The organism is Cecembia calidifontis (assembly GCF_004216715.1).
GTDB classification, from domain to species: domain Bacteria; phylum Bacteroidota; class Bacteroidia; order Cytophagales; family Cyclobacteriaceae; genus Cecembia_A; species Cecembia_A calidifontis.
Genome location: NZ_SGXG01000001.1, coordinates 3,825,154 through 3,842,658, shown reverse-complemented (window position 1 = coordinate 3,842,658; position 17,505 = coordinate 3,825,154). Strand labels below are relative to the sequence as shown.

The following is a 17,505-nucleotide window of genomic DNA, read 5'->3' as shown; positions in this document are numbered from 1 at the left end:
AGAAAAAACAAAGAAAAAAGTGTCAAGTAAAATCAGGACGTGACAAGGAAGTTTTGAAGAGTTGATTTAAGGGTTAAAAATTTTCAATAAGAAGGCATTCGCTCTCAAAAAGTGTCAAGGAATGTCAGTCGGGACCCTTTCAATTGAGAATGAAAAAAGAGACATGAAATAAGATCAATCGAGAAGGGTGAGTATTATAGATTTAAGTGCCGCATCGATTACAATCAAAATATGAAAATTATGCTGACAAACTACTTCAAAATTTTTATTAGAAACCTTAAAAAGAATCCAGCGTACATGCTGATCAATATTTTGGGTCTTTCTGTTGGGATGACTGCCAGTATATTGATATTTCTTTTTGTCCAGCATGAGTTGAGTTACGACAAATACCACGAAAAATCTGATAGGATTTACCGTTTGTCACGTTCTTTTTTCAGTCAAAACGGGGAGGTTAACCTTCATCTAGGACACTTGGCGCCACCTTTTGGCCCCTTGCTCAAATCAGATTTCCAACAAGATGTGGAAGAGGTAGTCAGAGTAATGAATACCAACTTGATTCTTAAAAATGAAGATAACATTTTCGAAGAAAACAGATTCTATTTCACCGATCCGGAAATTTTTAATGTCTTTTCTTGGAAAGTATTGGATGGCAATCCCGAAACAGCATTGAGTTTTCCTGATGGTTTGATCATCTCAGAGAGTATGGCAAGGAAATATTTTGGCAATGCTGATCCCATTGGTAAAAGTTTGGAGTTAAAAGCAGGTCCTGTTTCTACCAATATGCAAGTCAGGGCGGTGATGCAAGACATTCCTGATAATTCCCACTTTAAAGCTGACTTTTTGGCTACTATGGAACTGGTAACTGATTTCTATGGAGGTTATGAACAAATGATGAAAAACTTTGGATCGAATAATTTTGGGACTTACCTACTGCTCAGAGAAGGGGCTGACATTGCCAGTATTGAAGCCAGGATACCAGATTTTCTCAACCGCCATATCCAAGTAGGGGAAGACGGAACAATGCCTTCGACTTGGACTGCTTTGCATCCATGGCGCATCACTGATATCCATTTGCACTCCAACCTGGATTCAGAATTGGAACCCAACAGTAGCATTGAATATGTATATATTTATACTGCAATCGCCATTTTTATTTTACTGATAGCCTGCGTGAATTTTATGAACCTAGCAACCGCCCGGTCTGCCAAGAGGGCATTGGAAGTTGGGCTGAGAAAGGTTTTAGGTGCTGAAAAGGAATTGCTAGTAGGTCAATTTATGAGCGAGACCATCTTGATGACCATGATGGCAGCAGTTCTTGCTTTGGTTTTGGCATGGTTGGCCCTGCCTGTATTTGGCAATTTCACTGGAAAGGAACTTAGCCTAAATTTATTACATCATCCAGAGTACCTATTGGGTTTATTGATTTTGGTCATTGTTGTCGGGATGATTGCAGGAAGCTATCCTTCACTTTTCCTTTCGGGATTTCAGCCTGTAAAAGTGCTGAAAGGTACATACAAGATTGGTTCTATCCATGAAAAACTCAGGTCAGCATTGGTCGTCGGACAGTTTGCCATTTCTATCATTTTGATAGTTGCGGTCTTGGTAGTGATCAATCAGCTCAATTTTATGAAAAATAAGGAATTGGGTTTTGACAAGGAAAGGGTAATTGTTCTACCGGCCTATCAAGAATTGGTGGATAATTATGAGAATCTGAGCCAAAGGTATTTACAGCACCCTGGAATAGAGTCCCTGGCTTTGGCTTCCCGGGTGCCTTCTGGAAGGTTGTTGGATGCTATGGAAACCCGGGCTGAGGTCAACGGAAGTCTTACGCCTATGGATATTCGCCTGGCCGACATCCATGTAAGTCATAGTTTTATGGAAACTTTTGGTATTGAAATGGCAGCAGGTCGTGACTTTGATTATCAACTTGCTTCTGACAGCACCCAGGCTTTTTTGCTGAATGAATCTGCAATTAGGGCTATTGGATGGGCCTCTCCGGAGGAGGCTTTAGGCAAAGCACTTCATTATGGACCAAGAAGGGGTTATATCGTAGGGGTGGTTAAAGATTTTCACTTTGAATCCCTACATCAGCCTATCAGCCCCATGGTTTTTATGATTCCCGATACCCGTTTCAATTTGATAGCAATCAGGTTAAAACAAGGTTTAGAGGAAGATGCCATAGCCTATTTAAAAGAAGAATGGATTGCTTTGAAACCAGATTTTCCTTTCAATTATTTCACCATTGAAGACAGGTTTGAGCAACAATATAAGGCTGAGGAAAAAGTAGGTACGGTTTTCGGTTTTTTTGCCGGATTGGCCATTCTTATCTCAGTATTGGGCTTATTTGGTCTTTCTGCTTATGCTACAGAACAGCGCACCAAGGAAATTGGAGTAAGAAAAGTCATGGGAGCAAGTATTGGCAATATTGTTCTTCTTCTTGGTAAGGATTTTCTCAAATTGGTACTTATTGGCTTTCTAATCGCTGTGCCAATCGCTTGGTATGTCATGGATTCATGGCTGGAAGGTTTTGCTTATAGCATTTCTATTTCATGGCTTGTTTTTATTATAGCAGGTTTCATCGCGGCTTTTATTGCTGCACTGACAGTTAGCAGTCAATCCATCAGGGCAGCTATGGTCAATCCGGTGGATGCTTTTAAAGTTGTGTAACAATTATTCTGAATGGGTATAAAAAAAACTAAGTGCACCCATAAAAGCAGGAGTTTAAGTTTTAAATATCACCAATATGATAATCAATTATTTAAAGATTTTTGTAAGAAATTTCAAAAGGTTCTCAGGTCATTCTTTTTTGACCTTGTTAGGTCTATCCATTGCCATTGCATGTGCATTATTGATTTATCTCTGGGGACAACATCAATGGTCTTTTGATAAATTTCATGCGGATGCAGACAAGTTGTATAAGGTGATAACCCATAGGGATGCTGATGGATCCAAACAGACCTTTTTCTTGGCAGGACACAATATAGATATTACAGGTGTGCCTGAAGTAGAGGCTGTTACCCATATTTCCACCGGTAACCGATGGCCGCATGAATTATGCTTTTGGCCTGATAGGAAAGTGGATGAATGCGTTTATTTAAATGGAGTGTATGCCAGTGAAAACCTGTTTGATACTTTTAGTTTTCCAATAGTCAAAGGCGTTCAAGAGCCATTAAATAATCCCGCCTCAATAGCCATTTCTGAAAAAATGGCTGAAACTTTGTATGGATCGGAGGATCCTATTGGAAAAACCATTATGGTGGACCGAAGCAAGGAGGTTATAGTAACAGCAGTTTTCCGAAATATCCCTGAATTTTCTTCTATCAAATTTGATTTTGCTTTGCCTATGGATGTACTTCAGAAGCAGTGGGGAATGACCAGAGAGCAATTGGACGGCAATTTTTTTGATGTCTATATCAAAGGAATTTCAGGTACAAATGCTTCCCTGATTTCTGAAAAACTCAATGATCCAAGGGTAATAGGGGAGAGCAATAAATCTTATGGATTGGTTTATGAAGCGGTTCCTTTTTCCAAATTTTATCTGAACAGCAATTATGAAAACGGTATCAATAAAGGAGGAAAAATAGATCAGATCATTCAATTCGGGCTGATCGGGCTATTACTCATTTTAGTTGCCATAACCAACTTCATCAACCTCACTACGGCTAGGGCTTCATTAAGGGCTAAGGAGATCGGTGTCAAAAAGGCAATCGGAGCAAATAGAAAGCATTTGATTTTCCAGTTTTTATTCGAATCCTATTTGATGGTCTTTATGGCCTTTCTTGTAGGTTTTTCTTTGACAGGATTGCTGCTGCCTGCTTTTAACCGATTGGTTGGCGAGCAACTGAGTTTAATGCAACTGATCAATATTAATTCCGTTATCTTTTTCTTGGGATTTCTCTTGTTGATGACCTTGTTATCCGGAGCCTATCCTGCATTCCTACTGTCCTCCTTACGTACTGCCAGGATTCTCAAAGGTTTATCTTCGGTAAATTCCGATTCATTAAACATCCGAAAGGCTTTGATCACCTTTCAGCTAGCAGTATCTATTGGGATCATTCTGTTCGGAAGCATTATTTACTATCAGTTGGATTTTGTTCAGACAAAAAATCTTGGGTTCGACAGAGAGAATGTCATCAGATTGGAACCTACTTACAGGTTGCTTCAAAATTATGGGCCCTTTAAAAATGAATTGTTAAAATATGCTGAAATCGAGCAACTGAGTGCTTCTGATGCCAATCCCCTTGAGGCAGGTGCAGGTACTGTGTTGGTTCAATGGCCCGGGAAATCTCCAGAAACCCAGGTTTCTTTTCAGGTTATCGGGAGCCAATTTGATTTTCCTGAATTACTTGGCCTTCAGATTACAGATGGAAGAAGTTTTCATTCAGAAAAGGATACTAAGGATTCAACGGCCACCGAGGCGGTCATTTCATTGAATGCTGCCAAAATGATGGGACTCAGCGATCCTGTCGGAGCGACTATTAGATTGTATGATTATATCAGCTGCGAAATCATCGGAGTAGTCAATGATTTTCATACCAATTCCATGAAGGAATCCATGGAACCTGTAATCATTTACAGAAAGCCCATTGAGCAGGTTTCAGCCATATATGTCAAATATGCACCGGGCAAGGCAAGAGAGGCAGTGGATGCCCTAAAATCTGTATACAGTGAAATTGAACCTGATTTTACTATGAAATACTGGTTTCAGGACCAAACCTTTGATAATCTGTATAAATCAGAAATCGTGGTTTCCAGATTGGTAATCATTTTTTCATTTATTTGTTTTGTTACGGCTGTGATAGGCATCATAGGATTGGCCACATTCAATGCCATGCGCAAAACCAAAGAAATAGGAATAAGGAGAGTTTTTGGGGCATCTTCCAATCAGGTAATGGGAGTGATGGTTTCCGAATTTATCTGGCCGGTATTATTGGCTTTGGGATTGGCGATTCCCTTGTCCTGGTATGCAGGAAAAGAATGGCTGATGGGTTTTGCCTATAGGATTAATTTCCCATGGCAAATCATTGGATTGCTTTTATTCGGTTTGCTAATAATTATTTTCCTGATCATTTGGTTCCATGCCCAAAAAACCATATCAGCCAATCCTACAGCATCTTTGAGAAGTGAGTGAGTTCTCTAAATTGATTGATCTTAACCAAATTTAGTACTTGCCAATCTCAGGGCTTTAATTTGACTTATGTTTTCTGCCTCACAATCAATATGAACAACTTGATTGGCAGGATTAATTAAAATTAGGAATGGAAAATCCTTAAAAAGTCTAAATGGATAAAAATTGATAGATGCCTTAAGCGTCATATTTTGTCCGTCAGCGGACGAAGGTGTTCGGGTTAAAATTCATTTTGAATAACAGAAAGGCCCCAAATCAGCTGATTTGGGGCCTTTTTTATGGCATGGGAATGGAATAAGGATAAGTGGGAAAGGGAAATGATTAATTCGGATGCCGAAAGTCGGATTTCGGAAAAAGGTGTCACGTCCTGAAATAGCTTGACAGATTAAGTCAAACTAAAAACAGGAAAAAAATGACAAAAACGGTTCGGGAATTTAACAGGTACAGTATTAGCTTCAAGAAGCAAGTAGTAGAGGAGCTGGAAAATGGAAGTTCCTATTCTTATCTACAAAAGAAGTATGATATTAGAGGAGCGGAGACGATCCAGAGGTGGGTCAGGTCCTTTGGCAGGGATCATTTGTTGAACAAAAGGGTTAGAATAGAGACTATGGATGAGAAGAGAAGACTTAAGGAACTGGAAGAGGAGAACAAGAGGTTAAAACTTGCCTTGGCCGATTCGATAGTTGCCAACAAGATGCTTGAGACGCTGATAGATGTTGCAAATGATGAATACAAGACGGATTTAAAAAAAAACTTTGGCAACGGACTGTTTCAAAAAGGCCTGAAGAAGTGAGCGTTAAGTCCGGTTGTACTTACTTTGGTTACAGTAGGTCAGCATATTATGGTTGGATGGACTCCAAGTTGAAGGAGGAAGCGCAATACGACCTGGTATTGGAGCTTGTCCGGGATTACCGGAGGACGCATCCGATGATGGGCACAAGAAAGCTTCAGGAGTTGATCAGAGAAGATGCGGTGAGGTTGGAGATCAGCATAGGAAGGGACAGGCTCTTTGAGTTGTTGCGTTCTGAAGGCTTGCTGGTCAAGCGCAAGAGGAAGTATGTTGTTACAACGCAGTCATTTATGCGCTACAGTAAATATGAGGATCTGTTCAATGGCAATGTCTGGACCACTGCCCATCAGGCCTGGGTTTCGGACATAACCTATATCCGTGTCGGGGATTCCTTCAGGTACCTGTATCTTATTACCGATGCATACAGCAGGAAGATAGTAGGATGGTATTTGGGGAATACGCTTGAGTCAAAATGTGCTGTAGAAGCCTTAAAAATGGCGATAGAACAATGTCCGTCAACAGAAGGCATTGTTCATCACTCAGATAGGGGCTTTCAGTATTGCAGTAAGATTTATACTGAATTACTGGAAAAGGAAGGTATAAAGTCCAGTATGGGAGAAGCAGGGAATTGCTATGATAATGCAATGGCAGAGCGGGTTAACGGGATTCTGAAGATTGAATATAAACTTGGGGACAGGTTTAAGAATCTCAAAGAAGCGTTTGCAGCAGTAAGGCATGGAGTATGGGCCTACAATGAAAAGAGGCCACATTGTTCATTAAATATGAAGAAGCCGATTGAGGTACATGAGGGACTAACAGTGTTTTCATCTCTCAAACGCAAAAGTAGCCCAAGACAGAGACCTGTCAAGGCTATATAAACGTCGCTTCGCTCCGGCCTTGACAGGTCTCCTTACTTGGGCTCTAGGGCATTTAAGAGGATTGAAAATAAAAGAAAAAACAAAGAAAAAAGTGTCAAGTAAAATCAGGACGTGACAAGGATTTCGGAAAAAGTGTCAAGTAAAGCAAATTGCGAAAAGTTTTAGCATCCTCAGCATATTACAGTTAAACCGGACTTATTGAATAAAATATGATACAACTTAGCAATATTGATAAATTTATTGAATCGAGGTTCCAGCGGGTATTTATACTCAAGGGAATAGATCTGAAGATTGAACAAGGAGAATTTTTGACCTTGATGGGGCCTTCAGGGGTAGGTAAGTCCACCCTTCTCAATATCATTGGGCTTTTGGATGAGGATTATGAAGGCATGTATGACTTTGATGGAAAATCTGTTAATTCCATGAAGGAAAAGCAAAAATCAACCCTTCATAAATCCGAATTCGGCTACATTTTCCAGGCGTACCATCTTATCGATGAACTGACGGTTTATGAGAATATTGAGACCCCTCTTTTATACAGGAATGTTTCAGCTGCTGAAAGAAAGAGCATCATCGCGGATTTATTGGACAGGTTCAAGATGGTGGCCAAGAAGGATCTGTTTCCCGAGCAGCTTTCAGGAGGTCAACAGCAATTGGTGGGTATCGCAAGGGCCATAGCCGGCAAACCACGGGTACTTTTGGCGGATGAACCTACCGGAAATCTGCATTCTGCCCAAGCCAAAGAAATCATGGAGGTTTTTAAAGAATTGAACAAAGAAGGAACAACCATCATCCAGGCCACCCATTCCCGTGAAAATGCGGATTATGGGAATAGGCTGATTGAAATGTTGGATGGAAAAATATACAAAGACATTGCTCTATCATGATCATGAAAAAATTGACCTTAACACTGGCATTTTTGGCCGCATTTATAGGAGAACTGATGGCACAGGATACCATTCCCCTTTCTTTTCAGGAGGCTGTTAGGATCGGTTTGTCCCAGAACATTGATTACCGCAAACTTTTGAACCAGCAGGAAGTCCTGAGGATGGAGAGGTTAAATGCACAATTCAATCACCTTCCCAGGGTCAATTTATCCAATGATGCTTTCAGGCAGATTGGACAGCAATTCCAACAGGTGGAAGGTGAGCTCATTGTGACCAATGAGATCAACAATATCATCACAGGGAGAATCAATGCCAGTATGCCCATTTTTAACGGTTTGAGAAGGATCAACAACACGCAAGCGGGAAAGAGTTTTGAAGATGCGGGAAAAAATGCTATTGAAAGGGCCAAGCAGGAAGTCATGTTCAACATTGCGCAACAGTATCTGCAGGTTTTGTTAGATGAGGAACTTTACAAGATTGCTTTGGAAAACCTTGAAAACCAAAAGCGTCAGTTGGAGCAGATTGAGGGATTTGTGGAGGCTGGGTTGAGGACCTTGTCCGATTTGTACAACCAAAAATCGGAAGTTGCCAGGCTTGAGGTGGTGGCCTTAAATGCCAAAATCCAATGGGAAACGGATCTTTGGACTTTGGCGGAAACTCTTCAATTGGGTCCCAACATTTTGCCAAAACTGGAGGATGTGTCTTTGGAAAGGCATGAAAGCGACTGGTTGCAATTGCCTTTGGATGAACTGTATTTTACAGCAGCCTCAGAAAGAAAGGATTTGAAGCAAGTTGAACTACTAGAGCATGCCAGCAAGAAAATGCTCTCTGCGGCCAAAGCCACATATCTGCCACAGTTAAATGCATTTTTCAATTACAATACCTTCTTTACCAGCTTGGATGAAAGGACTTTCAGCAATCAGTTTTTTACCATTTTCCCCCAGCGATCTTTTGGTTTCAGTTTGACAGTGCCGATTTTCAACAATTTTGAAAACAGGGCATTTGTGACCCGTTCAAAAATGGAGTTTTACAACCAACAATTGGATAGGACAGCTTTGGAAAGGAGAATAAGCCAGGAAGTAAAGCTGGCCTATGAAAATTTTAAAGCAGCCATCAAAAGGGAAGAGGCAACACAATCCCAATTGGCAGCAGCGGTAGAAGCACAGACAGCCATTTCAGAAAGATTCCGGTTAGGGGTAAGTGATTTCGTGGACCTTGCCCAGGCCAATCAACAGTTGGTCACCGCTCAGTCAGATTATGCCCAAGCCCAATATACCCTGTATTTTCAGGAAGTTATCCTAAAATTTGCTTTGGGAATTTTAGAGGTGGGCGAGGGTTAAGAACTCTCTTTCCGGATTTTAGGAGTTTTCATAGGAATTTAATCTCATTGTGTTATTTTTACACATTGACATTCTAAAAAATAACCTATGAAAAAACACTTCTTGTTATCTTTTCTTTTGCTTGGTTTTGTTGGAGTTGGCCTTCAGGCCCAGGAAGCCCTGTTCCGCGCCCAACAAATCATCAGTCCTGAGGTACACCAAGATAATTCCGTAACTTTCCGTCTGCTCGCTCCAAACGCCCAATCGATTCAAATAACAGATGATTTCCTCCCAACAGTGAAAATCGAATCCCCTATGGGACAGATGGATGGTCCTGGCAGGGCTGATCTGGTGAAGGGAGAAAATGGCATTTGGGAGTTCAAAAGCCAAATCCTTGGGCCTGAATTGTACAATTATTCTTTTATTATTGATGGTTTTACGACCACAGACCCAAACAACCCATTTTTAATTAGAGATGTGGCCTCCGTGACCAATATCTTTATCATAGGAGGGGGACACGCGGAGCTTTATAAAACCAATGACATTCCTCACGGTTCGGTCACCAGGAGATGGTATGATTCCCCGGGTTTAGGTATGGACAGAAGGATTACCATTTACACCCCTCCGGGCTATGAAAATTCAACTGAAAAATATCCGGTGCTTTACCTCCTTCATGGTGCCGGTGGAGATGAGGAAGCCTGGATTTCTTTGGGAAGGACAGCGCAGATTATGGATAATTTGATTGCCCAAGGGAAAGCTAATCCTATGATTGTGGTTATGCCCAACGGCAATGTGATACAGGATGCTGCTCCTGGCGAAGGCAGCATGGGATATTATAAACCTCAGTTTATGGTGCCTAAAACCATGGATGGAACTTATGAGGCAAACTTTATGGATATTGTGAAGTTTGTGGAGAGCAATTATCGGGTAAAAGCAGACAAAGCCAACCGGGCAATTGCTGGTCTTTCCATGGGAGGTTTTCACACCATGCACATATCTAGGTATTACCCCAATACATTTGATTATGTAGGCTTATTTTCGGCCGCCATCATGCCAAGGGAAGATGCCACGGCCAAGGTATACAGTGATATAGAAGGGACCTTAAAAAACCAGATGAACAACGGTTTTAAACTTTATTGGATTGCAATCGGAAAAACGGATTTTCTATTTGATGCGAACACGGCCTACAGGAAAATGTTGGATAACATGGGTATGAAATATGAATATGTGGAAAGTGAAGGAGGACATACCTGGAGAAACTGGAGGGTATATTTGACTGAGTTTGCCCCAAGACTTTTTTAATAACCTGGAATTTAAATTGAGAATCTTATAGAGGCTGCCTTATGTGGGGTAGCTTCTTTTTTAATCGAAAATAAAAGGCTGGGGAGTAAAACAAATGAGGAATATCAGAATGGCCAGCCATCCTAAAACTTTTCTGCTTCCGTTCATTTCTCTGGTGCCGGTGACTTCCGGATGTTCCAACCCCATCACTCTTCCCAATAAAAAGGCAAATAAGAGCCATCCGGTATAGCCATCCAGATTTGGCCAAATATAAACCAAGGCATATTGTGCAGCCGCAATAAGCAATATGATGGCCCATTTTGTTTCATTTGGTATACTTGTCCTTCGGTAGATTATGTATAAAAACCCAATGTATAAGGGTATGGATATCAATAACCGGTTGATGTCATGGAAAGGATTGATAATACCCAAACCCGCATAAAATACAAATGCCGTAAAAAATACAAGGGAAATGGTTTTGTGGTGTTTGGGAAACAAACCAAAGATAACATGCCCTCCATCGAGTTGTCCTATGGGGAGTAAGTTCAATGCTGTAAAGAACAAAGCCAGGTACCCCGCAAACAAATAGGGAAAGTGAATGACTTCATACATATTGGGCATTTTTTCAGGATCAGCCAGGCCTTTTTCCATCAGATAAAACAGCAGGTTATAACCTAACCTAAGGGTGATATAGCCATCTTCCTCTGTGTGACCCTTGAATTCGGGGTCCAGGTATTCCGGATGGATTTCATAAATATAGTCTGCATCTGGCAGGTGGGTAAAACCATACCAAAGGACAAATATCGCCACAATAAAACCTGCCAAAGGTCCGGCTACTCCAATATCAAAAAATTTTCTCCGACTGTTCACGAAACTTTTCATGTGGATGATTGCACCGAATGTGCCGATGGAGGGCGCACCTAGGAATCCAAGCCATCCCGGAATAAAGAAGGGTAGGGAAGACCTTACTTTGTGGCGGATAGAGGTAAGCAGGTGTCCCATTTCATGGACAAAAAGAATCCCGATAAAAGGAATAGAAAAATGAAGGGATTTCAAAAAATATTCCCATGTAAGGGCATGTTCACCATCTGCAAGGATAGATTTTCCAAATAACCATTCGCCTCCTGCCAATGTCGCAGTCAGAATTGTTATCAATAATAATAGTATATGGATTAAATATTGTTTGGTGGTATACATCTTTGAATTGCTATAATAAATGTAGGCCGAAAAATTCTACCAAACCTTTGGGATGGGTAATTTGGTGCGTTTGTATCCCTACTTTTTTGGCTCCTTCAATATTAGCGGCCAAGTCATCGAAAAACAGTACCTTATGTGCCGGTATTTTGATTTTATCCAAAACAGCTTCATAAATAGCCACATCCGGCTTGGCCAAGCCCATCTCATGACTTAGGAAAATCTCATGACACAGGTCAAAGATCGTTTTTTCGGTGGTATGCTCTTTTAGGATTTCGTTGAACTTTTCGATGTGGATGGCATTGGTATTACTCAAAACAGCGGTACCGAAATTTGATTTAAGCTGTTTCAAAAGATCAATACGCTCCTGTGGTACATCTCTCAACAGGCTGTTCCAAACATGATCGATTTGAGCATCGCTCCAATTCTCTTGATAAAGACTCCGTATTTCATTTCTGAAAGCTTCGGAGCTGATCAGTCCTCTTTCATAGTCCTTGTGAAATTTGGACGGAAAAAACTTTGCCGTGAGCTCATGTTTTGCCTCAGGAAGAATTTTTTTCAACTCGTTGATACTGAAATCATAATCAATATCGATGATGACATTGCCTAAATCGAATATAAAAAAATCAACATTTTTGGGTATTCTCATGGATTTTCGGGTTGCTTATTTAAATCCAAATATGTAACATTGCAGTCCCATTTGCAAGGCTGTTTAGTAATAAAAGTTTTGTGAATTATAGGGCCTATAGCTCAGTTGGTTAGAGCTTCTGACTCATAATCAGGAGGTCGCTGGTTCGAGCCCAGCTGGGCCCACCCCCAAGCCGCTTAGATTTTCTAAGCGGTTTTTTTTATTCTTCCGGTCTACCAATAGAATCAATAAGTTTCCCACCATAAATAAAAAAATCTTAGCATATAAGTTTTTTGATATTTTAGGAGCTTAAAAATCAAAATGTAACTATGCGAGTGATGAAATTTTGTATGAGCTTCGTGCTGGGCTTCTTGGCCCAAACAATAATGGCGAATGAAGCCCCAAAATGGCTAAGGTACCCTGCCATTTCACCCGATGGCTCCCAGATAGTTTTCACCTACAAAGGCGATCTTTATAAAGTGGCAAGTACCGGTGGCAGGGCTGTCCAATTAACTTTCCATGAAGCCCATGATTTTATGCCTGTTTGGAGCAAGGACGGCAAACATATAGCCTTTGCCTCAGACCGCTATGGAAATTTTGATGTGTATGTTATGGAAGCAGATGGAGGTTTGGCGACCAGACTGACTTACCATTCCAATGATGAAATGCCTTACAGCTTTTCTGCTGACAATCAATCCGTGATTTTTGGAGGCGTCAGACAGGATTTGGCTGAGCACAGGCAATATCCCACCGGTTCCCAGCCTGAATTGTATAAAGTGCCTGTTAAAGGAGGTAGGGTAGACCAAATCTGGACCATTCCTGCAGAATATGTGCAGGTGAGTAAGGATGGTAAAACAATGGTATACCATGACAAAAAAGGCGGTGAAAATGAATGGCGAAAAAAGCACCAATCGGCCATTGCCAGAGATATCTGGGTATTTGATGCGGCTTCCAATACCCATAAGCAATTGACTTCCTTTTATGGTGAAGACCGGAATCCTGTGTTTTCTCCTGACGAAAAATCCATCTATTACCTGAGCGAAGCCAATGGAAGTTTCAATGTCTTTAAAATGAACCTGGATAATCCCAATGATGTCAAAGCCTTGACCAACCTGAAGGATTTTCCAGTGAGGTTTTTGAGTATAGCCGAAAACGGTACGATGAGTTTTTCTTATGATGGGGAACTTTATACTTTAAAGGAAGGGCAGCAACCCCAAAAAGTGGCTGTTGAAATCAAAACCCAGCCCGTATCCAACCAAGACAGTTTTATAAGTATCAATGGGGGTGTTCGGGAAATGTCCATTTCCCCTGATGGAAAAGAAATAGCATTTATAACAAGGGGTGAAGTCTTTGTGACTTCTGTGGACGGTTCCATGACCAAGAGGATCACTAATACCCCACAGCAGGAGCGTTTTGTTCAATTTGCCCCTGATGGGAAATCTATAATATATGCTTCGGAAAGGGAGGGTAGATGGCAGATTTTCCAGACCAAAAGAGTTAGGGAAAAGGAAGAGCCGTTTTTCTATGCCAGTACCCTATTGAAAGAAGAAGTTTTGGTAAGCAACGGGTTGGACAACTACCTGCCCCAATTGTCTCCCGATGGTAAAAAACTGGCTTATGTGGAGGCGAGAAAAACATTAAAAGTAATGGATATTGCTACCAAATCTACAGTGACTTTGATGACCCCTGATGAGGTCTTCCACATGCAGGATGGAGACCAATACTTTACCTGGAGCCCGGATAGCAAATGGCTTTTGGCAGAGTTCAGGCCTACCATGGCCAATGGCGAGGTGGTCTTATTGGATGCTACAGGTAAAAAACCCATGGAAAACCTGACACAGAGCGGATTTGGAGATGGACGTCCTAAATGGGTAAATGGTGGCAAACAGATGATCTGGTTCAGCAACAGGGATGGGCAGAAGGGATTTGCCACAAGTGGAGGCTCTCAGAATGATGTTTTTTCATTGTTTTTCACCAAAGAAGCATTTGATAGGTTCCGTTTGAACAAAGAGGAATTTGATCTGCTCAAGGAAATGGAAAAAGCGGGAAAAAATGGAGAGGATAAAAAAGAAGAGAAAAAGGAGGATAAAAAAGTAGAGGATATCAAAATCGATTGGGATGACCTGAGAGAGAGAAAAGCCAAACTGACCATCCATTCTTCATCTCTGGGAGATGCAGTCATTGATAAGGATGGGGAAAAACTCTATTACCTGGCAAGATTTGAAAAGGGTTTTAACCTTTGGAGCACTGATCTTCGCAGTAAAGAAACCAAAATGGAACTGAAGCTGGATGCAGGCTTTGGAAGAATGGAATGGGATAAAGAAATGAAAAACCTCTACCTCTTGGCGGATGGCAGTATCTCCAAAATTACCGACAAAGGAAGCAAACGTGAAGCAATCAAAATTGCCGGCGAGATGACATTGGATGCTGATGCTGAAAGGGCCCATATGTTTGAGCATATCAAAATCAGAACAAAAGGCACTTTCTATACTTCTGATTTCCATGGTGTGGATTGGGATGCTTTGACAACCCAATACGAAAAATACTTACCGAGTATAGGCAATAGCTATGAATTTGCTGAAATGATTTCTGAATTGATCGGTGAACTGAATGTTTCCCATGCAGGGGCTAGGTTCAATCGCTCCATTCCCCAAGCGGACGCGACTGCTTCCTTAGGAATTTTTATGGATTATACGCATCAATCTGATGGAATAAAAATCGCTGAAATCATGAAGGATGGTCCCTTGGATAAAGCAGGTTTCCGCCTTTCTCCCGGAATGATTATTGAAAAAATTGATGGAGAAATGGTGTCAAGGGATGTTGACGTGGCCCGCTTCTTAAACAGAAAGGCTGACAAGTTCACCTTGTTAGAAATACTCGATCCAAAAACCAATACCCGTCAGCAGGTTACGGTCAAGCCTATTACGCTTGCTCAGGAAAATCAATTGCTCTATAAGCGATGGGTAAAAAAGAACCAGGAAGAGGTAGAACGTTTAAGTAACGGCACTTTGGGTTATGTCCATATTCCGGGAATGGCGGATGGTCCTTACAGGACTACTTACGAAGAAATGATGGGCAAATACCATGACCGAAAAGGGGTAATTGTAGATACCCGATTTAATGGAGGCGGTGATTTGGTAGCTGACCTGGCTATGTTCTTTACCGGTGAAAAATTCATTACATACGCCACTGAAGAGAGAGAAGTTGGCTATGAGCCAACATTCAGGTGGACCAAACCGACTTTGGCCATGTTCAATGAAGCCAATTATTCAGACGGTCATTGCTTCGCCTGTGGTTATACGGATTTGAAAATAGGGAAAACAGTAGGTATGCCGACTCCAGGTACCTGTTCATTTGCAGGCTGGGAAATGTTACCGGATGGAGGTAGATGGGGAATTGTGCCTATCTCAGCCAAAAATAAAGCAGGTGAATGGATGGAAAACAACGAGACCAAGCCTCAGTTCCAGGTGAAAAATATGCCGGGCAAAATTGATAAAGGTATTGACCAACAATTGGAAAAAGCGGTTGAGGAACTGTTGAAAGATGTGAAATAAATCCAAAAATCTTGAATTAGATTTAAGAAACCTTTGGGGGCACCAGGCTGTCTCCAAAGGTTTTTTGTTATTGTCCTATTTTACGCTAGCCTATAATTTCCTAAATTATATGCAATTAAACCAAGGGACTTATGAAATGGCAAGGCAGACGTCAGAGCAGCAATATCGAAGACCGTAGAGGGCAGAGGGCCCAGCGTTTTGGAGGGGGAGGTGGAGGAATTAATCCCATGCTTCTAGGCTCTTTGATCAAAATTTTGTTTTCGAAAACAGGCCTTATCATAGTGGGCATATTGCTGCTATTTATGTTTTTAACTGGGACCAATCCTTTGTCCTTAATAGGGCAGTTTTTGGGAGAGGGGCAGTATATTGAAATGGCAGACTCGAATTACAGCCCTTCTGCTGAGGAGCAGGAACTTGCAGAATTTACGTCAGTAGTCCTGGCTGATACAGAAGATGTTTGGAATGAACTGATGCCCGGTTACCGGGAACCTATATTGGTTTTGTTTTCGGGAGCTGTAAATTCAGCCTGTGGGTTTGCTTCTGCTGCTACGGGTCCATTTTATTGTCCTGCTGATGAAAAGGTGTATATAGATCTGAGTTTCTTTCAGGATATGGAAAAAAAATTAGGTGCACATGGGGATTTTGCCCAAGCTTATGTAATAGCTCACGAAGTAGGTCACCATATTCAGAAATTGGACGGAACGCTTGCACAGGTTCAGTCGAGAAGAGGGAAAATTCCTGATGTCGAGTACAACAGACTCATGGTAAGATTGGAACTTCAGGCGGATTTTTATGCTGGAGTATGGGCACATCATACCCAGAGAATCAAAGGAGTTCTTGAACCGGGAGACCTGGAAGAAGCCCTTAATGCAGCCAGTTCGGTAGGTGATGACAGGCTTCAAAAACAGGCAACGGGAAGGGTTGTTCCCGATTCATTTACTCATGGCACCTCAGCCCAGCGGGCAAGATGGTTTAAAAGAGGCTTTGATTACGGGGATGTCAGCATGGGGGACACTTTCAATGCCAGGGAACTTTAGGGAAAGTATATATTTAGAAGATGCAATTAAGGATATATCAGGTAGATGCCTTTACAGAGAAAGTATTTGGAGGCAATCCGGCAGCTGTGGTACCTTTAGATGAATGGCTTCCGGATGAATTATTGCAAAATATTGCCAAGGAAAATAACCTTTCAGAAACGGCCTTTTTTGTAAAAAATGGAGATAGATACCTGATCCGATGGTTTACTCCTACCGTAGAAGTGGACCTTTGTGGCCATGCCACGCTTGCTACTGCCCATGTGCTTTTCCAGCATGAAGGGCATCTCGGTCCCGTGATACAGTTTTATTCTCCAAGGTCAGGTAATTTAAAAGTCAGCCTGCAGGAAGAGTTGATGACACTTGATTTCCCAAAAGATGAAGTTAATGAAATTCCTCTGAATGAGGAATTGAAGGCATGTTTCTCCTTATCACCGGTCCAGGCATTCAGGGGGAAATCCGATGTGGTGCTGGTGTTCCAATCCGAAATGGAAATCCGGAATATTCAATTTGATCTTGCTAAAATTGAGGAAATACCTGCCAGAGGAGTAATTGTTACTGCCAAAGGGGAGGTTGTAGATTTTGTGTCCAGGTTTTTCGGACCCCAAGTAGGTGTTCCGGAAGATCCAGTGACAGGTTCTGCGCACACTAGCCTTATTCCTATCTGGGCTGAGAAATTGGGAAAGACCAAATTAAAAGCTAAACAACTCTCCGCCAGAGGGGGAGAACTCAATTGTGAATTATTGGGACATAGGGTGGCGATTTCTGGTAAGGCCGTAACCTATTTGGAGGGCAAGCTATTTATTTGAGGT

12 protein-coding genes and 1 tRNA gene are annotated in these 17,505 nt (G+C 41.5%); 11 read left to right on the top strand and 2 right to left on the bottom strand.

Annotated elements, in window-relative coordinates; genetic code table 11:
* Nucleotides 1–231: 231 nt before the first annotated feature.
* From BC751_RS16500 to BC751_RS16470, 7 genes are all read left to right on the top strand, one after another.
* The gene (locus BC751_RS16500; protein ID WP_242617505.1) at nucleotides 232–2,667 is read left to right on the top strand and encodes an ABC transporter permease; all 2,436 of its coding nucleotides are present in this window, start codon (nucleotides 232–234) and stop codon (nucleotides 2,665–2,667) included.
* A 76-nt stretch (nucleotides 2,668–2,743) separates the two neighbouring features.
* Nucleotides 2,744–5,131 carry an ABC transporter permease gene (locus BC751_RS16495; protein WP_130276610.1) on the top strand — a complete coding sequence of 796 codons (2,388 nt, stop codon included), beginning with the start codon at nucleotides 2,744–2,746 and terminating at the stop codon, nucleotides 5,129–5,131.
* 409 nt (nucleotides 5,132–5,540) lie between these two features.
* A complete protein-coding gene (locus BC751_RS16490; protein WP_130275252.1) occupies nucleotides 5,541–5,921 on the top strand; it encodes a transposase in 381 nt (126 codons plus the stop codon).
* On the top strand, nucleotides 5,918–6,796 hold the full coding sequence (locus BC751_RS16485; protein ID WP_165389788.1) for an IS3 family transposase: 879 nt from the start codon (nucleotides 5,918–5,920) through the stop codon (nucleotides 6,794–6,796). The genes BC751_RS16490 and BC751_RS16485 overlap by 4 nt, the downstream gene beginning before the upstream one ends.
* Nucleotides 6,797–7,005: 209 nt before the next feature.
* Complete coding sequence (locus tag BC751_RS16480) at nucleotides 7,006–7,683, top strand: ABC transporter ATP-binding protein (protein ID WP_130276609.1); 678 nt, start codon at nucleotides 7,006–7,008, stop codon at nucleotides 7,681–7,683.
* 2 nt (nucleotides 7,684–7,685) lie between these two features.
* The gene (locus BC751_RS16475) at nucleotides 7,686–9,023 is read left to right on the top strand and encodes a TolC family protein (protein ID WP_242617504.1); all 1,338 of its coding nucleotides are present in this window, start codon (nucleotides 7,686–7,688) and stop codon (nucleotides 9,021–9,023) included.
* 87 nt (nucleotides 9,024–9,110) lie between these two features.
* Entirely contained in the window at nucleotides 9,111–10,304 is a 1,194-nt protein-coding gene (locus tag BC751_RS16470) for an esterase (protein WP_130276607.1), read from the top strand.
* Between the two features lie 60 nt (nucleotides 10,305–10,364).
* Here BC751_RS16470 and BC751_RS16465 read toward each other — a convergent pair whose 3' ends face one another.
* Both BC751_RS16465 and BC751_RS16460 read right to left on the bottom strand, forming a co-directional pair.
* Entirely contained in the window at nucleotides 10,365–11,480 is a 1,116-nt protein-coding gene (locus BC751_RS16465; RefSeq protein WP_130276606.1) for a site-2 protease family protein, read from the bottom strand.
* A 10-nt stretch (nucleotides 11,481–11,490) separates the two neighbouring features.
* On the bottom strand, nucleotides 11,491–12,126 hold the full coding sequence (locus BC751_RS16460; RefSeq protein WP_130276605.1) for an HAD family hydrolase: 636 nt from the start codon (nucleotides 12,124–12,126) through the stop codon (nucleotides 11,491–11,493).
* 90 nt (nucleotides 12,127–12,216) lie between these two features.
* Between BC751_RS16460 and BC751_RS16455 the strand changes: the two genes are divergently transcribed.
* The 4 genes from BC751_RS16455 (at nucleotide 12,217) to BC751_RS16440 (ending at nucleotide 17,502) form a co-directional block, all read left to right on the top strand.
* Nucleotides 12,217–12,290, top strand: a tRNA-Ile gene (locus BC751_RS16455).
* A 144-nt stretch (nucleotides 12,291–12,434) separates the two neighbouring features.
* The gene (locus tag BC751_RS16450) at nucleotides 12,435–15,659 is read left to right on the top strand and encodes a S41 family peptidase (RefSeq protein WP_130276604.1); all 3,225 of its coding nucleotides are present in this window, start codon (nucleotides 12,435–12,437) and stop codon (nucleotides 15,657–15,659) included.
* A gap of 131 nt (nucleotides 15,660–15,790) precedes the next feature.
* Complete coding sequence (gene ypfJ / locus BC751_RS16445; RefSeq protein ID WP_130276603.1) at nucleotides 15,791–16,696, top strand: KPN_02809 family neutral zinc metallopeptidase; 906 nt, start codon at nucleotides 15,791–15,793, stop codon at nucleotides 16,694–16,696.
* A 20-nt stretch (nucleotides 16,697–16,716) separates the two neighbouring features.
* Nucleotides 16,717–17,502 carry a PhzF family phenazine biosynthesis protein gene (locus tag BC751_RS16440; protein ID WP_130276602.1) on the top strand — a complete coding sequence of 262 codons (786 nt, stop codon included), beginning with the start codon at nucleotides 16,717–16,719 and terminating at the stop codon, nucleotides 17,500–17,502.
* Nucleotides 17,503–17,505: the final 3 nt, after the last annotated feature.